General features: G+C 62.7%; 12 protein-coding genes and 1 pseudogene. 10 read left to right on the plus strand and 3 right to left on the minus strand.

Features of this window, described 5'->3' with window-relative positions; genetic code table 11:
• Window positions 1–31 precede the first annotated feature (31 nt).
• The 4 genes from J2J99_RS04690 (at window position 32) to J2J99_RS04705 (ending at window position 6,058) form a co-directional block, all read left to right on the plus strand.
• On the plus strand, window positions 32–1,966 hold the full coding sequence (locus tag J2J99_RS04690) for a DUF2207 domain-containing protein (protein ID WP_207600947.1): 1,935 nt from the start codon (window positions 32–34) through the stop codon (window positions 1,964–1,966).
• A 65-nt stretch (window positions 1,967–2,031) separates the two neighbouring features.
• Window positions 2,032–3,303, plus strand: coding sequence for a phosphoribosylamine--glycine ligase (gene purD, locus J2J99_RS04695; protein WP_168300695.1), 1,272 nt, complete (start codon window positions 2,032–2,034; stop codon window positions 3,301–3,303).
• A 105-nt stretch (window positions 3,304–3,408) separates the two neighbouring features.
• Window positions 3,409–3,870 (plus strand): plant virulence effector HPE1-like domain-containing protein, encoded by a 462-nt coding sequence (locus tag J2J99_RS04700; RefSeq protein WP_168300696.1) that lies wholly within the window; start codon window positions 3,409–3,411, stop codon window positions 3,868–3,870.
• A gap of 364 nt (window positions 3,871–4,234) precedes the next feature.
• Complete coding sequence (locus J2J99_RS04705; RefSeq protein ID WP_168300697.1) at window positions 4,235–6,058, plus strand: methyl-accepting chemotaxis protein; 1,824 nt, start codon at window positions 4,235–4,237, stop codon at window positions 6,056–6,058.
• 79 nt (window positions 6,059–6,137) lie between these two features.
• Here the strand turns inward: J2J99_RS04705 and J2J99_RS04710 are convergent, their stop codons facing one another.
• Window positions 6,138–6,626 (minus strand): 2-thiouracil desulfurase family protein, encoded by a 489-nt coding sequence (locus J2J99_RS04710; RefSeq protein WP_168300698.1) that lies wholly within the window; start codon window positions 6,624–6,626, stop codon window positions 6,138–6,140.
• A 395-nt stretch (window positions 6,627–7,021) separates the two neighbouring features.
• Window positions 7,022–9,136 carry a glycine--tRNA ligase subunit beta gene (glyS, locus tag J2J99_RS04715; RefSeq protein WP_168300699.1) on the minus strand — a complete coding sequence of 705 codons (2,115 nt, stop codon included), beginning with the start codon at window positions 9,134–9,136 and terminating at the stop codon, window positions 7,022–7,024.
• A gap of 354 nt (window positions 9,137–9,490) precedes the next feature.
• Here glyS and J2J99_RS04720 point away from each other — a divergent pair, with 354 nt between their 5' ends.
• The 5 genes and pseudogenes from J2J99_RS04720 to ubiA all read left to right on the plus strand — a co-directional run bounded on the left by J2J99_RS04720 (window position 9,491) and on the right by ubiA (window position 15,433).
• On the plus strand, window positions 9,491–11,800 hold the full coding sequence (locus J2J99_RS04720) for a Tex family protein (protein ID WP_168300700.1): 2,310 nt from the start codon (window positions 9,491–9,493) through the stop codon (window positions 11,798–11,800).
• 133 nt (window positions 11,801–11,933) lie between these two features.
• Window positions 11,934–13,193, plus strand: a complete 1,260-nt coding sequence (locus J2J99_RS04725; RefSeq protein ID WP_168300701.1) for a cyclopropane fatty acid synthase — start codon at window positions 11,934–11,936, stop codon at window positions 13,191–13,193.
• A 68-nt stretch (window positions 13,194–13,261) separates the two neighbouring features.
• The gene (locus tag J2J99_RS04730; protein ID WP_168300702.1) at window positions 13,262–13,840 is read left to right on the plus strand and encodes a histidine phosphatase family protein; all 579 of its coding nucleotides are present in this window, start codon (window positions 13,262–13,264) and stop codon (window positions 13,838–13,840) included.
• 264 nt (window positions 13,841–14,104) lie between these two features.
• Window positions 14,105–14,359: pseudogene (locus tag J2J99_RS04735) on the plus strand (MipA/OmpV family protein); the annotation flags it as partial.
• A 114-nt stretch (window positions 14,360–14,473) separates the two neighbouring features.
• Window positions 14,474–15,433, plus strand: coding sequence for a 4-hydroxybenzoate octaprenyltransferase (ubiA, locus tag J2J99_RS04740; protein ID WP_168300703.1), 960 nt, complete (start codon window positions 14,474–14,476; stop codon window positions 15,431–15,433).
• Window positions 15,434–15,515: 82 nt separating this feature from the next.
• Here ubiA and J2J99_RS04745 read toward each other — a convergent pair whose 3' ends face one another.
• Entirely contained in the window at window positions 15,516–16,082 is a 567-nt protein-coding gene (locus J2J99_RS04745; RefSeq protein ID WP_168300704.1) for a DUF6101 family protein, read from the minus strand.
• Between the two features lie 300 nt (window positions 16,083–16,382).
• Here J2J99_RS04745 and J2J99_RS04750 point away from each other — a divergent pair, with 300 nt between their 5' ends.
• Window positions 16,383–19,712 carry a DUF1217 domain-containing protein gene (locus J2J99_RS04750; RefSeq protein WP_168300705.1) on the plus strand — a complete coding sequence of 1,110 codons (3,330 nt, stop codon included), beginning with the start codon at window positions 16,383–16,385 and terminating at the stop codon, window positions 19,710–19,712.
• The last annotated feature ends 43 nt before the right edge of the window (window positions 19,713–19,755 follow it).

A 19,755-nucleotide genomic window follows, 5' to 3' on the forward strand; every position in this document is an offset into this window, starting at 1 on the left:
CGCGGCCGGGGCCACTGGCAGGGAGAGAGGAATGGGGCGTCGGTTTTTCGGATTCTGCTTGGCGCTCATCTTGATGCTCGCCGCGCCGGCGGTCTTTGCCGCCGAGGTGATCGACAGCTTCACCTCCGACATCACGCTGGAAAAGAGCGGCGCGATGACAGTGGCGGAAACGATCACCGTCAATGCCGAGGGCAACCGCATCAATCACGGCATCTTCCGGGACTTTCCGCTTTATTTCACCGATGCCGGAGGTCGTCGCCGCAGCGTCGATTTCGACATGGTGTCGGTCAGCCGCGACGGCCTGGACGAGCCCTGGCATACCGAATCGATATCGGGCGGCATCCGCATCTATGCCGGTTCCGCCGATGTGTCGGTGACGCCGGGCCGTCACCGCTACGTCTTCACCTACAGGACCAACCGCCAGATCCGCTATTTCGACGATCATGACGAACTCTACTGGAACGCCACCGGCAATGGCTGGATCTTTCCGATCCGCTCGGCCACCGCGACGGTAAAGCTGCCGCCTGGTGTCACAGCAACGGAAACGACCTTTTTCACCGGCCCGCAAGGCGCGACGGGAAAGAACGCCCGCGTCAGCGAAACTGCCGCCGGCCTCGTCTTTTCCACCACCGCGCCACTCGATGCCAATGAGGGCCTGACCTTCGCAATCCGCATGCCGAAAGGGTCGATCGATCCGCCGGGCGCTGACATGGAAAGCACCTGGTGGCTGAAGGACAACCGCGATTATTTCATCGGCTTCGGCGGCCTGATCCTGGTTTTCGCCTATTATCTGAGATCGTGGCTGAAGGTCGGCCGCGATCCCGCCCGTGGGGTCGTCGTGCCGCGCTGGGATGCGCCAGAGGGCATCTCGCCGGCGCTGGTCAACTATATCGACAATAAGGGCTTCTCCGGTGGAGGCTGGACGGCGCTTGCCGCAACCGCGCTCGATCTGGCCGTCCGCGGTTACGTCAAACTCGAGGATCTCAAGGATTCGATCATCATCCGCGGTACCGGCAAGCCACCCGGGAGGGAGAAATTCCAGGCCGGCGAGACTGAGCTCCTGAAAGCGACCGGCGGCGCCGGATCGACGCTGACGATCGACAAGGCCAATGGCGAACGGGTGAAATCCGTCGGCCAGGCCTTCCGTTCGGCGATCGAGAAGGAGCATCGCGGCAAATATTATAATTCCAACATCGGCTACACCGCGGGCGGCATCGCCCTCAGTGCCGCCGCCCTGGTGGCGCTGTTCGTCTTCGGCTCGCTCGATCCCGATACGATCATGCTGATGCTGGTCCCGATTGCGATCTCGGTCTTCATTGCCGTCTTCATCGCCGGTTTGGTCAAGTCGCTGCATCACGGCAGATCGCTGTTCGCCAAGGTGATGGCCATCATCGCCGCGGCAGTCGGTGTTTTCGTCGGCGTCAGCATCCTTTCGATCGTGGTCCTGACATTTGCCTCGTCGCTGATGGAACTGCACGAGACGCCGATGCTCTTTGCGATCGGCGGCATCGTGCTGCTCAACCTCCTCTATTTCTTCATCATGGGCGCGCCGACCCCGCTCGGCGCCAGGATGATGGACGGCGTTGACGGCCTGCGGCAATATCTGACGCTGGCCGAGAAGGACCGGATGAACATGGCCGGCGCGCCCAAAATGTCGCCGCAGCATTTCGAGACGCTGCTGCCCTATGCGGTGGCGCTCGGTGTCGAAAAGCCCTGGTCGCGCACCTTCGAAACCTGGCTTGCGGCAGCCGCTGCCGGCACGGCTGCTGCCTACGCGCCCTCCTGGTATTCCGGCAATTTCGACGGCGGCCGCTTTTCCGATCGTGTCGGCGGCTTCTCCTCGTCGATGGCCTCGACCATCGCCTCGACGATCCCTTCGCCGCCGCCGTCGAGCTCGTCCTCCGGCTTTTCCGGCGGCGGTTCGTCCGGCGGGGGTGGCGGCGGTGGCGGAGGCGGGGGCTGGTAAGCTTTCCCGCTTGACCTTTCGGCGCTTGGCCCTTAACCGCCAGGGACAAAAGGAAAGGGTGGCGCATGAAGGTTCTGTTGATCGGATCGGGCGGACGCGAGCACGCACTCGCCTGGAAGCTGGCGCAATCGCCGTTGCTGACGGAATTCTATGCCGCACCCGGCAATCCCGGCATTGCCGAACACGCCATCCTCGTACCCGTGAATATCGACGATCATGAAGCGGTCGCCGCCTTCTGCCGGGAGAAGGCGATCGATTTCGTCGTCGTCGGCCCCGAGGCGCCGCTCGTTGCCGGTCTCGCCGACCGCTTGCGCGCCGATGGCCTGGCGGTCTTCGGTCCATCCGCTGCCGCCGCCCAGCTTGAAGGCTCCAAAGGCTTCACCAAGGATATCTGCGCCCGCTACGGCATTCCCACAGGCGCCTACCAGCGCTTCAACAATGGGCCGAAGGCCAAGGCCTACATTCGCGCTCAGGGCGCGCCGATCGTCGTCAAGGCCGATGGTCTCGCCGCCGGCAAGGGCGTGACCGTCGCGATGAGCCTGGATGAGGCGCTTGCCGCCGTCGACGACTGTTTCGAGGGCGCCTTTGGCGCCGCCGGCGCCGAAGTCGTGGTGGAAGCCTATCTCGACGGCGAGGAGGCGAGCTTCTTCTGCCTCTGCGACGGCAAGAATGCGCTGCCGCTCGCAACAGCCCAGGACCACAAGCGGGTGGGTGAGGGCGATACCGGCGTCAACACCGGCGGCATGGGCGCCTATTCGCCGGCGCCGGTCATGACCGCCGAAATGGTCGAGCGGACGATGAAGGAAATCATCGAGCCGACGATCCGGGGCATGGCCGAGAGCGGCCATCCCTTCTCCGGCGTGTTTTTCGCCGGATTGATGATCACCGAAAAGGGCCCCGAGCTCATCGAATACAATGTCCGCTTCGGCGATCCCGAATGCCAGGTGCTGATGATGCGGCTGAAGAGCGATCTGCTGCCGCTGCTTCTGGCCGCCGCCAACGGTACGCTCGATCAGGTGAGCGCCGACTGGAGCGACGATCCGGCCCTGACGGTGGTCATGGCCTCGAAGGGTTATCCCGGCGCTTACGAGAAGAACACGCCGATCCTCTCCCTGCCGGAGACCGGCGAGGGCGAGAAGGTGTTTCATGCCGGCACGGGCCTGAAGGACGGTGCGCTGGTTGCGACCGGCGGCCGCGTGCTGAACGTCACCGCGGCCGGCGGCACCGTCGCCGAAGCGAGGGACCGCGCCTACGCCCTGCTCGACAAGGTCCGCTGGGAAAACGGCTTCTGCCGGCGCGACATCGGCTGGCGGGCGATCGAGCGCGAAAAGGCGTGATATCAGGTGTAGACCGGCGCCTTCGTTAAATTTTTACCCTTTCCCGTGACGGGATGGAAACAAAGCTGCGTTAAAACGCTCTCATCGTGAGACGGAGCAGCCTTCATGCGTCAGATTTTCCTCGGTGCGGCAATCCTGCTGATGGCGGGTACGGCAATGGCATCCTCGATCGAGGTCATCGGCAAGACCGCGCCACGCGCCGCGGGCAGCATCGTCACCGAAAGCTGCGCCGATTGCCCGCCGCTGCAGGCCGAGGTCACCAAGAAAGATTACACCGTGCCGCAACTGAAGCCCGGCGCGCTGCAAACGACTGAGGTCCGGGATGTCGGCGGCGAAAAGAAGGTCTATCGCACCGAAGCCTGGATGGGCGGTTCGCCCGTCGTCTTCGTCAGCAAGGCAACCCCGGAAGCGATGATTGCCGCCGCCCCGCCGGCCCCGGCCGCAGACGGGATCGATATCAACGCCACCACCGCCGCCGTCATCGGCAGCGATGCCCAGCCGGTCGCCGCCGGCATGGCAAAACAGCCGGCGCCTCTCGACGTTTCCGAATTCAAGCTGCGTTTCTAAAAAGTTCCCTGCCCCTGCCCGATCAAGGTTTCGATCGTTTGGGGTTCCACCTCGGTGGACCGAATGCACCCTCGAAGAGAAGCGGGGGTGCATTCTTGCTTTGAGACGCTCTTCGAAAACCGAACGGTACGACCAGTGCATGAAAGTCCGAGGTTTCCGTGTCGTTCCCACCCCAGATTTTTAGGGAAAATTTGCATCGTTTTTCGTTAAGTTAAAGATTTCTTATGGGGTGAACAGTGATGCTTCCTCACCGGTCGCAGCATGTTATTTGGCAGCAGTAGAAGCGTCGTCCCTTCGGCGCGCTCGCACAGGCGGTAGAAGACCGCACCGGAATTTACTTTCGCCGTTCCCGTTGCGAGGATTCATGAAAAACCTAAAGATATCGAAGCAGCTTATATTGCTGGTCGTCGGCCTGATGGCGGCGTTCGCGATCGCCACCTCCCTGCAGATCCGCTCGTCGGTCGATGCAATTTATAAGGAGCGCTACGACATGCTCCGCGCCGAGGTTCAGTCGGCCGTCTCCGTTCTCAAGCTTTATCAGGCCAAGGTCGCTGCGGGCGAGATGACGCTCGAGGATGCCAAGAAGCAGGCCTATACCACCGTCAACGGGATGAAATATGATCCCGACGGCTATTTCTTCGGTTATAGCTACGACCTCCAGATGATGTTCCACTACGACGCATCGAAAGTCGGCCAGAATCTGAAGGGGCAGCCGGACAGCAAGGGCAAGCTCTATCGCGAAGAGTTGGTCAAGCTCGGGCAGCAGGGCGGTGGCCTCGTCGAATATTATTCCACCAGCAAGCCAGGGCATCCTGTCGGCGATTACCGAAAGACGGCTTATGGGCAGGCCTTCGACCCATGGAAGGTCGTCGTCGTCACCGGCGTCTATACGGATGATCTCGATGCGCAGGTCAACAGCACGATCCTGACTGCGCTCTCCGGCAGCATTGTTCTGTTCTGCCTCGCCATGGCAGCCGCCTACTTCGTCATCCGCGGCATTTCAGGACCTCTCAACAACGTCCATGCCGCTCTGAAAGCTGTCTCCGAAGAGGACGTGTCCATCGCCATTCCGCACACCGGCATGAACAACGAAGTCGGCATGATGGCGAAGGCGACGCAGTCGCTGCAAGAAAAGATCCGGGAGCGTCACGCGATGTCGGATCGCGAGGCGGCCCAGCAGCTGGCGCTGGAAAGCGAGCGCGAAAACAACCTGCGCCAGCAGCACGACGAAGCCGCACTTCAGGCCCGGGTAGTGGCGACGGTCGGTCAGGCGCTGGAGATGATCGCCCGCGGCGACCTCACCGTCCGCTGCGCCGATCTCGGTCAGAAATATGCAGCCCTTCGCGACAACTTCAACGATGCACTGTCGCATCTGGAAGCCGCCATGGCCAAGGTCAGCGCCAAGGGCAGCGATATCGGCACCAGCAAGGAAGAAATCCGCCGCGCCTCCAACGAGCTGTCGCAGCGCACCGAGCGCCAGGCTGCAAGCCTGGAAGAAACCTCTGCCGCCCTCGACGAGCTCACCGTCGCCGTCCGTCAGACCGCCGACGGCGCACACGAAGCCAGCAAGCGCGTTCACTCCGTCAGCACCGAGGCCACCCACAGCGATGCGATCGTCAGCCAGGCGATCGAGGCGATGAGCGGCATCGAGAAGTCGTCCTCGGAAATTTCCAAGATCATCGGCGTCATCGACGAGATCGCCTTCCAGACCAACCTCCTGGCGCTGAATGCCGGCGTCGAGGCGGCCCGCGCCGGCGACTCCGGCAAGGGCTTTGCGGTCGTCGCCCAGGAAGTGCGTGAACTTGCCCAGCGCTCAGCCGCCGCGGCAAAGGAGATCAAGGATCAGATCGCCCGCTCCTCCACCCAGGTGGATCACGGCGTCCGTCTAGTCGGCGAGGCGGGCGAGGCGCTGAAGCGCATCTCCGACCAGATCAAGGCCGCAAACGAGATCGTCGCCAAGATCGCGCACAGCGCCTCCGAGCAGGACACCACCCTGCGCTCGATCTCATCCTCGATGAACCAGCTCGACGCCGCCACCCAGCAGAACGCCGCCATGGCCGAGGAGACTACGGCATCGGCCGAAACGCTGGCGAGTGATACCGACGAACTGATCGATCTCATCCGCGGCTTCCGCGTCGGCGCAACCGGTGCTGCGCCGGCCACGCACCAGGGCCGCCGCGCCGCCTGAGGGCGCGGGGACATTCATGATTTCATCACCAAAGCCTTTGCGGCCGTTGGGTTTCCGGCGGCCGCATCCTTTTGGATGATCACTCGGAAACGAGCTCGACCAGCCGGTCGATTTCGCGATCGGAAAATACCGCGATACCGGCCGCCTTCAGCGCGGCAGCCGTCACGCCATTGCCGGCCTGCCTGCGGCTGGAAAAGCTGCCGTCATAGATGAAATCCGAGCCACAGGAGGGGCTGCCGTCGATGAGTAGGGCATAGCGGCAGCCGGTTTCTCTTGCCAGCCTCACGGCGTTCTCCGCCGCCTGGAGGAAGGCATCCGTCACGTCGCCGCCGGTGAGCTCGACAACCCGCGCCTTGCCGGCCAGCACTGCTTCGCCCGTTGCCGCGCCTGCGATCTCCGCCGGCGGCCGCGGTACCGGCATACCCGCCGACATCTCCGGACAGATCGTCACCAGCCGCCCTTCGGTGCGCCATCGCTCGATAGCCGGATGCACCAGCGGCTTCGCGCGCCCGTCATAGCGGACGGCGTGCCCCATAAGACAGGCGCTGACGAGAATTCTGTCTTGCATGCTTTTGGATAGCGCCACGGCGGCGATAATGCCAGCTTTGGATGACCTCGTATTGCGTGATCGTTCCTCGGCGGTGGCTCGAAGATCCTGACCGCACAATTGAGCGCCAGAGGCATGGGTCCTCGGCTCAAGGCCGAGGATGACGGAGGGTGGGGTTACGGCCGTGGCAAGAGGCGAGAGGTCTGGAGCAAGCTTAGCGAGGTTGTGTAGCGGTATTTGCCTTCATAATCATGCAAAGCCACCCAGAAACCTTTGTCCCAGCTGGCTCGTCGTTGGTGCGTATGGCACTCTATTTGGCACACAGGCTCCACCACACTCCGTCGTCCTCGGGCTTGACCCGAGGACCCACGGCCGCAAGCACTGCGTTCGCCTGAAAATACCAGCCAACCCGGATATCAACCCGAAATCTTCGAGAAATCCGCAACCGTTCCCGTCGCTTCGCGGATCAGCCGCAGCAAAGCGAGGCGGTTGGCGCGGATGGCGGCGTCCTCGTCATTGACCAGCACCTCTTCGAAGAAGCGGTCGACCGGACCGCGCAGCTTGGAGAGCGCTTCCATCGCCGAGCGGAAATCTTCTCCGGCGACAGCCTCGGCCGCATCCTTCGAGGCGCTTGAGATGGCGGCAAACAGCTCCTTCTCGGCGTCGAGCTTCAGGAGCGCTGGCGAAACGCCGTCGGCGATGACCGTGCCCTTCTTTTCCTCGGCGGCGAGCAGCTGCGTCGCGCGCTTGGTGCCGGCAAGCAGGTTCTTGCCGTCCTCCGAGGTGATGAAGGCCGTCAGCGCCTCGACGCGTCGCGCCACCATCAGCAGGTCGTCGGCATCCGGCGTCAACACAGCGTCGATCAGATCGTGGCGGGCGCCCTGATCGCGCAGATAGACCTTGAGACGGTCGTGGAAGAAAGAGAGCAGATCGCCATCCCTGGTGGTCGCCAGAAGCGGCAGGCGGACCCTTCGCTCCAGCAGGATCCGGACGACGCCGAGGGCTGCCCGCCGCAGTGCAAACGGGTCCTTGGAGCCGGTCGGCTTTTCGTCGATCGCCCAGAAGCCTGTCAGCGTATCCAGCTTGTCGGCAAGCGCCAGCGTGATCGCCACCTTGTCCTCCGGCACCCGGTCCGACGGGCCCTGCGGCTTGTAGTGGTCCTCGATCGCTGCGGCGACGGAGGCGTTTTCGCCCTGCAGCACCGCATATTTACGGCCCATCAGGCCCTGCAGCTCCGGGAATTCGCCGACGGCTTCGGTGCGCAGATCCGCCTTGGCGAGCACGGCGGCGCGATCGGTGAGCGCCGTATCGGCGCCGGTGACAGCAGCCAACTGCTTTGCCAGCGCCCGGATGCGGGCGACGCGTGCGCCCTGCGTGCCGAGCTTGGCATGGAAGGTCACGTCGAGCGCGTCGAGCTTGGCCATGCGCTGGTCGAGCGGCTTCTGCAGGTCGAGGCCGAACTTTGCCGCCGATGCTGCAAGGGTCTCGAGATCCGGCAGGTTGCCCTGGTCGCGCTTCCAGAAATGCAGCGCGTCCGAAAGCCGGGCCCGCACCACCTTGCCGTTGCCGTGGACAATTTCCTTGCCGCCGTCATGCGCCTGTATGTTGGAGACGAGGATGAACCGGTTCGACAGCGTGTCCTCGCCCTGCCTGCGCGTGACGAAGCACTTCTGGTTGGTCTTGATCGTCAACCGGATGATTTCCGAGGGGATGGAGAGATAATCCTCTTCGAAGCTGCCCATCAGCACCTGCGGCCATTCGACGAGGCCAGAGACTTCCTCCAGCAGGCCCTCGTCTTCCACCAGCTCCAGCCCGTTGGCAAAAGCGATGTCGCGGGCGTCGTGCAGGATGATGTCCTTGCGCCGCTCGGCGTCGAGGATGACCCTCGCCCTCTCCAGGCTCGCCGCATAATCGTCGAAGCGCCGGACGGTGATAGCCTCGGGCGCATGGAAGCGGTGGCCGTAGGTGATGTTGGAGGCGGTGATGCCGTCGATTTCAAAGGGGATGACGGTAGTTTCGTCATGCTCGGGTCCGAAGGTGCAGACGATCGACTGCAGCGGCCGCACCCAGCGCAGCGCGCCGGACTTGGAGGAGGCCTTGCCCCAGCGCATCGACTTCGGCCAGGGAAAATCGCGGATGATGCCGGGCATCACCTCGGCGACGATCTCTTCCGCGGCGCGGCCGGGCTTGGAGATGACCGCGACGTAGAAATCGCCCTTCTTCGGGTCGCTGACCACCTGCGCCTCGGAGATCGCCGAAAGGCCGGCGCCGCGCAGAAAACCTTCGATTGCCTTCTCATTGGCGTCGGTGCGCGGTCCCTTGCGCTCTTCGCGCACATCGGCCGAACGCGCCGTCAGGCCGTGAATGTCGAGCGCCAGCCGCCGCGGCGTCCAATATTCGCGCGCGCCCTCATAGGACAGACCCGCTTCGACGAGCGCATCGGTGACGAGCTTCTTCAGATCGCCGGCAGCCTTGCGCTGCATGCGGGCAGGAATCTCTTCGGAGCGGAGTTCGAGAAGAAGGTTCGGCATGTCACACTTTTCCTTGCGCCCGCGGGCAGGGCGATCCAAAACGTTGCTTCTGCTATCAAAGAATGCCGCATCTGCACAACCGCAAAAACAGAAGAGAGTGATGGGCTTCAGCGACCCGGCAAAGGTGTTGCCGCGCCGCCCCTTCATTCGCCCTCGGGTGTCCGAAGGACGGGCGAGACCTGCGGCTCGCCCCGGTTGATGCCGGCAGGCAGATGAGGGGGCCAAAGGGCGACACGCCTGCCGATCCCCAATCACCCAACTTCCGCTGTGGAAACCACAGTCGGGCATTGCCTTGCCGCTTTTCGCCGCTATGGTCCCGCAACTTTCGTCGAAACAGGAAATCCAGGGAAGCCCATGGCCGCAGACCTCCGTTTTCTCGCAGCCCGCATCGCGACTGAAATCAATGCCCGGCCGGATCAGGCCAAAGCCGCCATCGAGCTGCTCGACGAAGGCGCCACCGTGCCCTTCATCGCCCGCTACCGCAAGGAGGTGACGGGCGGGCTCGACGACACGCAGCTGCGCGATCTCGCCGAGCGGCTGGTCTATTTGCGCGAACTCGAAGCCCGGCGCGCCACAATCGTCGAATCGATCACAAACCAGGGCAAGATGACCGACGAGCTGATGGCCAAAGTGGCCGGCGCCGAAACCAAGGCTGAACTCGAGGATCTCTATCTGCCCTACAAGCCGAAGCGCCGCACCCGCGCCGAAATCGCCCGCGAACGCGGCCTCGGCCCGCTTGCCGAGATGATCCTGTCTGACCGCGCCAGGGAACCGGCCGCGCTCGCCGAGGGCTTCCTCACCGCAGATGTGCCTGATGTGAAGACGGCGCTCGAAGGCGCGCGCGACATCATCGCCGAAGGCATTGCCGAAAATGCCGACCTGCTCGGCAGATTGCGCGCCCATATGCGCCAGGCGTCGCTGCTGAAGGCCAGGGTCGTCGACGGCAAGCAGGCGGCGGGCGAGAAGTTCTCCGATTATTTCGACCATTCCGAACGCTGGGCGACTGCGCCGGGCCACCGCGCGCTTGCCATGCTGCGCGGCTGGAACGAAGAGGTGCTGACGCTGACGATCGAGGCCGACGCCGAGACCGCCTCGCCGAACAAGCCGGTCGAGCGGATGATCGCCGCGGCTTACGACATCGGCGCCAGCCGCCCCGGGGATCGCTGGCTGATGGAGGTCGCAAGCTGGACCTGGCGCGTCAAGCTTTCCATGTCGCTCTCGCTCGACCTGATGCGCGAGCTGCGCGAGAGGGCCGAAGAGGAGGCGATCCATGTCTTCGCCCGCAATCTCAAGGATCTGCTGCTCGCCGCCCCCGCCGGCTCGCGCGCGACGATGGGCCTCGATCCCGGCATCCGCACCGGCGTCAAGGTTGCCGTCGTCGACGGCACCGGCAAGGTGGTGGCGACCTCGACGGTCTATCCCTTCCAGCCGCGGAATGATGTGCGCGGCGCGCAGGTCGAACTCGCATCGCTGATCCGCAAGCACAATGTCGAGCTGATCTCGATCGGCAACGGCACCGGCAGCCGCGAGACGGAAAAGCTGGTGGCCGACATGTTGGCGGAGCTGCCGGCGCCGAAGCCGACCAAGGTCATCGTGTCGGAAGCCGGCGCCTCGGTCTATTCCGCCTCGGCGACCGGCGCGGCCGAGTTTCCCGATCTCGACGTGTCGCTGCGCGGCGCCGTCTCGATTGCCCGGCGTCTGCAGGATCCGCTCGCCGAACTCGTCAAGATCGAGCCGAAGTCGATCGGCGTCGGCCAATATCAGCACGATGTCGACCAGCAGAAGCTGTCGCGTTCGCTCGATGCCGTGGTCGAAGATGCGGTGAATGCCGTCGGCGTCGATTTGAACACCGCCTCGGCGCCGTTGCTCGCCCGCGTCTCCGGCCTTGGGCCGTCGATCGCCGACGCCATCGTCCGTCACCGCGACAGCGAGGGCCGCTTCGAGACGCGGCGCGATCTCTTGAAGGTCGCCCGGCTCGGCGGCCGCACCTTCGAGCAATGCGCTGGCTTCCTGCGCATCCCGAACGGCAAGGAGCCGCTCGACGCCTCCTCGGTCCACCCGGAGGCTTATGGTGTCGCCAAGAAGATCGTCGCCGCCTGCGGCCGGGATCTGCGCGCGTTGATGGGTGACAGCGCCGTGCTGAAATCGATCGACCCACGCCAGTTTATCGACGAGAAATTCGGCCTGCCGACGGTTCGCGACATCATCGCGGAACTGGAAAAGCCCGGCCGCGACCCGCGCCCGAGCTTCAAGACCGCGACCTTCGCCGAGGGCGTCAACGAAATTTCCGACCTGAAGCCCGGCATGGTGCTTGAGGGAACGGTGACCAATGTCGCTGCCTTCGGCGCCTTCGTCGATATCGGCGTGCATCAGGACGGGCTGGTGCATGTCTCCCAGCTTGCCGACCGTTTCGTCAAGGATCCGCATGAGGTTGTCAAGGCGGGCGACGTCGTCAAGGTGCGGGTGGTCGAGGTCGACGCCAAGCGCAAGCGCATCGGCCTTTCCATGCGCCGCGACGATGGTTCTCAGTCATCTCAGCCGCGAGGTGATTCTCGCGGAAATCAGGGTTCTCGGCCGCAGAACGAGCGCCGGCCTGCGGCTCCGAAGCAGCAGAGCCAGGGTGCCTTCGGCGCGGCACTTGCCGAAGCGATGAAGCGAAAATAAAGGCTTAGCCGCCATTTCGGCAAAAATGCAACAGTTTGGCAGCGTTCTTTACGGAGTGCTAAATCCGGCGCTTGTAAGGCGAAAGAGATCGCCTAAGTTGATGTGACCATCCTGTCACATTTGCGAGGCGTTCATGGCGTCGGCTTTCTTATCGATCGTCCAGCAAATCATCCGCAAGGGTTCGTTGAAACTTACCCTTGCCAATGGCGAGACTCATATGATCGGCGACGGCACCGGCGACATGGTGGTCGCCCGGCTTGCCGATCAGGAGGCCGAGGACGCGATCCGGCGCGACCCGACGATGAAGCTCGGCGAAATGTACATGCAGGGCCGGTTCATTCTCGAACAGGGCAACATCTATGATTTCCTGTCGCTGGTGAAGCAGAACACCACCAACGAAATCTTCGATTTCAAGATGGCGGCACTGCTCCTCGGCCGCATTGCCTTGCAGCAGCTGAAGAGCCGCCTGCCGGTCAATCGCAACAAGCACAATGTCGCCCACCATTACGACCTGTCGGCCAAGCTCTTCGATCTTTTCCTCGATGAGGACTGGCAATATTCCTGCGCCTATTTCAACCCGCCGGGCATCGGTCTCGACGAGGCGCAGCTTGCCAAGAAACGCCATATCGCCGCCAAGCTTCTGCTTGAGCCCAACCAGCGCATCCTGGAGATCGGTTCCGGCTGGGGCGGCATGGGCATGTACCTGGCGGAGGCGACCGAGGGCGCCGATTTCACCGGCATCACGCTCAGCGAAGAACAGCTGAAGGTCTCGCGCACCCGCGCCGAAAAACGCGGCCTTGCCGAGCGCGTCCGGTTCGAACTGCAGGACTACCGCACCATGACGGGCAGGAAGTTCGACCGCATCGTCTCGGTCGGCATGTTCGAGCATGTCGGGATCGGCAACTACGGCAATTTCTTCCGCAAGGTATCGGACCTGCTCGACGACAACGGCGTCATGGTGCTGCATTCGATCGGCCGTCCCAAGCCGAGCTTCGGCACCAATGCCTTCATCGAGAAGTATATTTTCCCCGGCGGCTACATCCCGTCGGTCGGCGAAGTCGTGCCGCCGCTCGAAAAGGCCGGGCTGCTGGTCAAGGATATCGAAATCCTGCCGCTGCATTACGCCTATACGCTGCGCCATTGGCGCGAGCGTTTCGTGGCGCGCAAGGCCGAAGCCGTGGCGCTTTACGACGAGCAGTTCTTCCGTATGTGGGAATTTTATCTCGCCGGCTCGGAAATGGGCTTCCGCTGGGACGAGCTCTTCATTCTGCAGATCCAGATTGCCAAGAACCAGTTCGCCGTTCCCGACAATCGCAACTACATCGCCGAGAACGAAGCCAGGCTGAAGGAATTCGAGGCGCGACGCCCGCCGCTGGAAAAGGTAACGTTCTAGAACATGGTGCGTGCTTCGGCGCCGGCAGCGGTTGCCGGTGGTGCCGGCCGTGATGAAAGGGCATGCCGATGAGCGCGTTTCCCGAGATCTACCTCGTCCGCCACGGCGAGACAGAATGGAGCCGGTCCGGGCGCCACACCGGCCGCAGCGACATTCCGCTGACGGCGGTGGGCGAGGCCGCTGCCCGCAAGCTTGCCGAGCGGCTGGCGGGCCTGTCCTTCGCCGCCGTCTGGTCGAGCCCCTCCGCGCGCGCCCGCAAGACCTGCGACCTTGCCGGCTTCGGCTCGGGCGCGCTGATCCGCGACGATCTCGCCGAATGGGACTACGGTGCCTATGAGGGCATCACCACCAAGGATATCCTGGCGGAGCGCCCCGGCTGGCAGCTCTTTCGCGACGGCTGCCCGAATGGCGAAACGGCCGCCGATGTCGGTGCCCGCGCCGACGCCGTCGTCGAGGCGCTTCGCCAGGCCGCCGCTCCGATCCTGATTTTCTCCAGTTCGCATTTCCTGCGCGTGCTTGCCGCCCGCTGGCTCGGCCTGCCGCCCCAGGGCGGCGCGCTTTTTTCCCTCGATACCACAAGCATCAGCATCCTCGGCTACGAACACGACCTGGCCGAACCGGTCATTCGTGGGTGGAACCAGCGGTAGGGATGGTGAGGGGGCGGGTGATTTTGCAGAATTGCAGTGACGGTGTTTGGAGAAGATCAATCCTCGTTGGCACCGTGCTGCCGCCCACTTATCGACCCTTCGGGCCACCGTCTTGCCGCTGGGGAAAAGAGGAAGCAGGGTGTGCCGACACTGCCCAATCGAACCCGCCCGTTTAAGGGCACTTCCAATATGATCGACGGCGAGGCCGCATTTGAGGGGGGCCTTACGGAACGGCTTTCATTGGCACCCTTTGCTCGCCGTGGTTACGGCGTCAGCGCCGAGCACGCCGCAGCAAGCGGCCTTGATCCTTACAAACCGTCATCGGACATCCAGTCCTATGGCGCCGGCGCGGCGCTGACATGGAAAGCGACCGAAAACCTCTCGGCAAGCTCCTTCCTCGAATATAAGCGGCTGGCCGGTCCTGCCGCCGACAGCAGCCTGGTGCGGGACCGCGGCTCGAAAAACCAGGTCGTGATCGGCGTCTCGGCGACCTACAGGTTCAATTTTTCGCTGCAGTGAGCCCACGTCGTCGCCCGCGGGCGGCCCCGGGACCACGCATGCATAGACAAAGAACCAAAGCGCCGCGGCGATCGCTTCTTGACCGGATCGCCGGGCCGTCGCTAGATGAGCGGCATGCAAGATACCGACCATTTTAACGACCGCGTCTCCGACGCGCCTTCCGACAACTGGGTCTACCGGATCCTGCCGCCATGGCTCTGGCCCTATGCGCAGCTTGCCCGCTGGGATCGTCCCATCGGCTGGCAGTTGCTGATGTGGCCATGTTTCTGGTCGGCGACCCTTGCCGCCAATGCGGCGATCGGCGAGGGGGTCTATTCCGGCAGCCTGCTGGTCTCCCATCTTTTCCTCTATTTCATCGGCGCCGTCGCCATGCGCGGCGCCGGCTGCACCTACAACGATCTCGTCGATCACGAGATCGACATGCAGGTGGCGCGCACCCGTTCGCGCCCGCTTCCCTCCGGCCGTGTCACACGCGCCCACGCGAAAGTCTTCATCGGCCTGCAGGCGCTGGTCGGCCTTTTCGTGCTCTTGCAGTTCAACTGGTTCACGGTCTTCCTGGGTCTGCTTTCGCTCGGCATCGTCGCGCTGTATCCCTACGCAAAACGTTTCACCGACTGGCCGCAATTCTATCTCGGCCTTGCCTTTTCCTGGGGCGCATTGATGGGCTGGGCCGGCATTCTCGGCGGCCTCTCCTTTGCCGCCATCCTGCTTTATGCCGCCTCCGTCGCCTGGACGATCGGTTATGATACGATCTATGCCCATCAGGACAAGGAGGACGACGAGCTGATCGGCGTCCGCTCCACCGCCCGCCTGTTCGGCGACAGGACGAGGGCATGGCTGATCGGCCTTTACGGGCTGACGCTGGTGCTGATGTTTGTGGCCTTCGCGCTTGCTGGCGCCAATCTCATCGCTTTCCTGGCGCTGCTCGGCGCGGCCGGCATGTTTGCCTGGCAGGTCGTCCGGCTCGATATCGAGGATGCCGCCCAATGCCTGGCGCTCTTCAAGTCGAACAACCGTGTCGGCCTGATCATCTTCTTCGGCCTCTTCCTCTCGCTGCTCTTCGCCATTCCCTGAATGGAACGACGAGTGAAACGACAAAACCCGGCGCGGGCGCCGGGTTTCAAATGCTTGCGAAAGCCAGGTGTCGCGATTTCGCTCAGTTGCGGGCGATGATTTCCTTGCCTTCGATCTTCATGGCGACGCCGAGCTGACCGGTGGTGCGGCGCACCAGGAAGCGCGGACGGCGATTGGCGAAGTAGGAATGGCGGCGGCGCGGCTTCAGATCGCCGGTGCGCAGGGCGCCGATATGATCCTCGAGCGGCCGCGCGACGCCGTCGGCCTCGACCATCAGCATCGGAATGCGGAAGGCCTCGGACCAGCTGCGCCAGTCGGCGGCGATATCGCTGAGATCATGGGCGACCAGCAGGGGAATGCAGAGCTCCGGGTCGGAGTGATGGAGTTCGAGCGTGACGGTCACCTCGCCGTCGCCATGGTCGATGGCGCGGGCGGCGACACCCTTGAAGACGCGCTTCGGCAGGGCAATCGAGAGCGGCAGGCCGCTGGAGGGAAGGACTTTGCGCAGCACTGCGCCGCGTTCGTCCAAGGTGATGCTGACGTCATCCGAACAATCATGGATGGCGTAGCTGACCTGCTGCGGGAAGCGGGACGGATCGAGACGCAGCGTTGTGCCAGCCCAAGCGGGCTTCAAAACGGGATTGTTCATTTCATTCTACCCTTGTCTTACCTGAGAGCCGGTTTGCGGTCTTCTCCTCGGGACTTTTCGTCCTCTATGGCTGACAATAGGCGGGCGCCCTTCCGTACAGCTTAAAAATTGCAGTTAAGAAAACTTTGCCTCCCCTGATGGTTATCAAAACCGAATCCGGCAGGGTTTCCGGAAGGTGAACGGTGTGCTGACCTGAAATGACGCAACTCAGAGGTAAGTCTCGGGTAAGTTTTGCATGGCAAAATGGGCTTACCGGCAGTTCGTCGTTCTTTTAGAGATTTTGCCAAAAGGGCGCTTTTGATGATTACGGCTTCCCTCGCTTATTCGATCCTGTCGAAGGATATGACGTCGAGCCTCAACAGGGTTGCGTCGCAGGCGACGGTCAAGAAGGATGCGCAGTACTACGCCGACCATATCAACAAGGTCGAAAACGTCGACGATTTCCTCGGCGATTACAAGCTCTACAGCTATGCGATGAAGGCCTATGGTCTTGAGGACATGACCTATGCCAAGGCGTTCATGAAGAAGGTGCTGGAAAGCGATCTCACCGATCCCAACAGCTACGCCAACAAGCTCTCCGATACGCGCTACCGCGAATTCGCCGCCGCCTTCAATTTCAACGCGCCCGAGAAGGACGTGCAGACCGACGCGCAGGAGGACGATTTGATCGGCCTCTACAAGCAGTCCTTCGTCGATGCCGACAAGGCATCGACCGCCGAAAGCGCCTATTACAGCGATCATATCGACAGCGTGCAGACCGTCGACGATCTGGTCAACAACACAAGGCTGCGGACCTATGTGCTGAAAACCTTCGACATCGATCCGACCTATGCGTCGAAGGATTTCCTGCGCCAGGTGCTGACCAGCGATCTGAGCGACCCCACGAGCTTCGTCAACACGCAAGGGGGCGACAAGTACAAGGCGCTGGCCGCCCAGTTCAGCTTCAATGCCGACGGTAGCGTCACCGGCAGCGCCCAGACCGCGACCCAGAAAGCCTCGGTCATCGAGACCTATACGCTAAGCAACCAGTCCGTGATCATCGACAATTCCGTCGGTTCCGATGTCGTTTATGTCAGCAAGACGGCGGCCGAATACAACCAGGCCTATTACACCGCCAAGATCGGCACGATCACCAATGTCGACGATCTGGTCGCCGACAGCCGGCTGACCTCCTATATCAAGACGGCCTACAGCATGGGCGCCGACTTCACGTCGGCAGCGCTGCGCACGGTGCTGACCGACCCCGGCTATGCCCAGCTGATGGGCTTTACCAATGTCTACAACGCCTTCAACTTCAGGTCGGATGGTTCGACCTCGAACACCGCGCGCGTCCGGACGATCGACCAGGCGAACGCGCTGTCGTCGGCGGCGTCGAGCACGGCCAATTATTATAAGGTGACGTCGCAGTCGAGCGGCATCACCAATGTCGACGACCTGCTCGCCGACGGCATCATGGCGCGATACATCAAGGATGCCTATGGGCTCGGCACGAATTTCAGTAACGCCGATCTGAAGAATATCCTGACCGACCCGGCCTATGCCGCCGCGCAGGGCCATGCCGATATCAATGCCGATTTCAACTTCCAGGCGGATGGCTCGATCAACGGTTCGGTGATCCAGACCGACACGCAGCGCAAATCGACGACCGACAAGTCGGCGGCGAACGCCGCCCACTTCAACGCCATGATCGACAGCGTCACCAATGTCGACGACCTCATGTCGGATCCGGTTGCGGTCAGCTATCTCAGAACCAGCATGCAGATCGCCGACAGCGTCTCCGATGCGACGCTGCGGACCTTCCTCGTCGATCCGGCGGCAGCCAGCGCCCAGGGCTATAGCGACGTTCATGATCTCTTCAATTTCAAGACCGACGGCTCGGTCGCAACGCTTTATGCCACGCAGACCGCCGCACAGAGCGCCAACACGTCAAGCAAGGCCGACAGCGCGGCCGTCTATTACCAGTCGACGATCGCCGGGATCTCGAACGTCGACCAGTTGCTGGCGGACCAGAAGCTCAACAACTTCGTGCGTAATGCCTACGGCATCCCTGCTACCGTCACCGACGTCGATCTTCGCAACATCCTGACCGATCAGAGCGGCACCGGCACCTATGCGAATGTCGCCGCCGCCTTCAATTTCAAGGCCGATGGATCGCTCGAGGATGGCTTGGCTGCGCAGACGTCCAGCCAGATCACCAACACGAAAATTGCCGCCGGAGCGCGCACCGACGACTATTCTTCCCGCATGGCGACGATCGCCAATGTCGACGAGCTCATCGCCGATCCCGCCATCACCAATTTCCTGAAAAGCACCTACGATCTGCCGTTCGACATCTCGGACGCCGAGCTGAGGAGCATCCTGACCGATGCGACGGCTGCCGCAGCCGCCGGCCATGCCGATCTCAACGCGGATTTCAACTTCGCCGCCGACGGGTCGCTGCCCGCCGTCAGCTCGGTCCAGACGGCCGACCAGGCGCAGACCACCAACGACAACTATATGGCGCGCTATGACGACGAGCGCGACGAGGCGATCGCCGAGGTCGTCGATAATTACTCGAGCATGATGGCCGACAGCACCAGCCTGCTCGATACTGCCGAGGTCAAGTCCGTCAACGATTTCCTGCGCACCAATGCTTCGGCCGATTTCAAGAAGAGCAACGACAAGCTGCCCGATCCCTATCACGTGGCGCTGCAGGCCTTCGGCCTGACGGACCAGGAAGTGCCGCGCTCGATGATGCGCAAGATCCTGACGAGCGATGCCTACGACCCGAACGGCTATATCGCCTCGTTAAAGGACGAGCGCATCACCAACCTGGCCCGCGCCTTCAATTTCGGCGCCGACGGCAAGGCGGCAGCACCTCTGCAGGCGCTGCCCGACGCGACCCTGGCCAAATACGCCACCGATTACAAGGCGCATGTCACCATGCTGCTGAAGGCCGGCCCGGTGAAGGACAAGGCATCGAAGGACGCGACGACCGAGGTGGATTATTTCGCCAAGGGCATGGCGAAGGTTCAGTCGCTCGACGATTTCCTTGACGACAGCCGCCTGACCGATCTGGTGCTGAAGGCGAACAACCTCGACCCGAAGAATTACGACAAGGCGACGCTGAAGAAGATCTTCACCTCCGATCCCGACGATAAGAAGAGCTACCTGAACACCAAGGCCGATACGCGCTTCAAGGATATCGTCGCTGCCTTCAACTTCGACAAGGACGGCAACCTGACCCGAGCCAAGATGGGCGCCATCCAGAACAAGGCGGCCGAGGCGCATACCCAGGACCTCTTCATCAAGCAGACGTTGGAAACCCAGCAGGGCGAAAGCAACGACGGTGTGCGCCTGGCGCTCTATTTCAGCCGCAAGGCCCCGAGCATCACCTCGATCTATTCGATCCTCGGCGACAAGGCGCTCTATCAGGTCATCACCACGGCCTACAGCCTGCCGGCGCAGATATCGGGCATGGACGTCGCCAAGCAGGCCGATTTGATCAACCGCTTCGTCAAGCTCGAAGATCTTCAGGATCCGAAGAAGGTCGACAAGCTGCTGCGCCGTTTCACCGCCATGTACGACGTCCAGAACAGCACCCAGCAGTCGCCGGCGCTGCAGATCCTGACCGGCGGCGGCACGCAGTAGGCTTATGTCAGTTCCGGCAGGAGTGCGCAGAGTTTGGCGCGGA

It is taken from the genome of Rhizobium binae (assembly GCF_017357225.1).
GTDB lineage: Bacteria > Pseudomonadota > Alphaproteobacteria > Rhizobiales > Rhizobiaceae > Rhizobium > Rhizobium binae.

Bases quoted from the DNA above. Each gene is read 5' to 3' on its own strand.
- J2J99_RS04690 (WP_207600947.1), top strand. From the start codon at position 32: ATGGGGCGTCGGTTTTTCGGATTCTGCTTGGCGCTCATCTTGATGCTC.
- purD (WP_168300695.1), top strand. From the start codon at position 2,032: ATGAAGGTTCTGTTGATCGGATCGGGCGGACGCGAGCACGCACTCGCC.
- J2J99_RS04700 (WP_168300696.1), top strand. From the start codon at position 3,409: ATGCGTCAGATTTTCCTCGGTGCGGCAATCCTGCTGATGGCGGGTACG.
- J2J99_RS04705 (WP_168300697.1), top strand. From the start codon at position 4,235: ATGAAAAACCTAAAGATATCGAAGCAGCTTATATTGCTGGTCGTCGGC.
- J2J99_RS04710 (WP_168300698.1), bottom strand. From the start codon at position 6,626: ATGCAAGACAGAATTCTCGTCAGCGCCTGTCTTATGGGGCACGCCGTC.
- glyS (WP_168300699.1), bottom strand. From the start codon at position 9,136: ATGCCGAACCTTCTTCTCGAACTCCGCTCCGAAGAGATTCCTGCCCGC.
- J2J99_RS04720 (WP_168300700.1), top strand. From the start codon at position 9,491: ATGGCCGCAGACCTCCGTTTTCTCGCAGCCCGCATCGCGACTGAAATC.
- J2J99_RS04725 (WP_168300701.1), top strand. From the start codon at position 11,934: ATGGCGTCGGCTTTCTTATCGATCGTCCAGCAAATCATCCGCAAGGGT.
- J2J99_RS04730 (WP_168300702.1), top strand. From the start codon at position 13,262: ATGAGCGCGTTTCCCGAGATCTACCTCGTCCGCCACGGCGAGACAGAA.
- ubiA (WP_168300703.1), top strand. From the start codon at position 14,474: ATGCAAGATACCGACCATTTTAACGACCGCGTCTCCGACGCGCCTTCC.
- J2J99_RS04745 (WP_168300704.1), bottom strand. From the start codon at position 16,082: ATGAACAATCCCGTTTTGAAGCCCGCTTGGGCTGGCACAACGCTGCGT.
- J2J99_RS04750 (WP_168300705.1), top strand. From the start codon at position 16,383: ATGATTACGGCTTCCCTCGCTTATTCGATCCTGTCGAAGGATATGACG.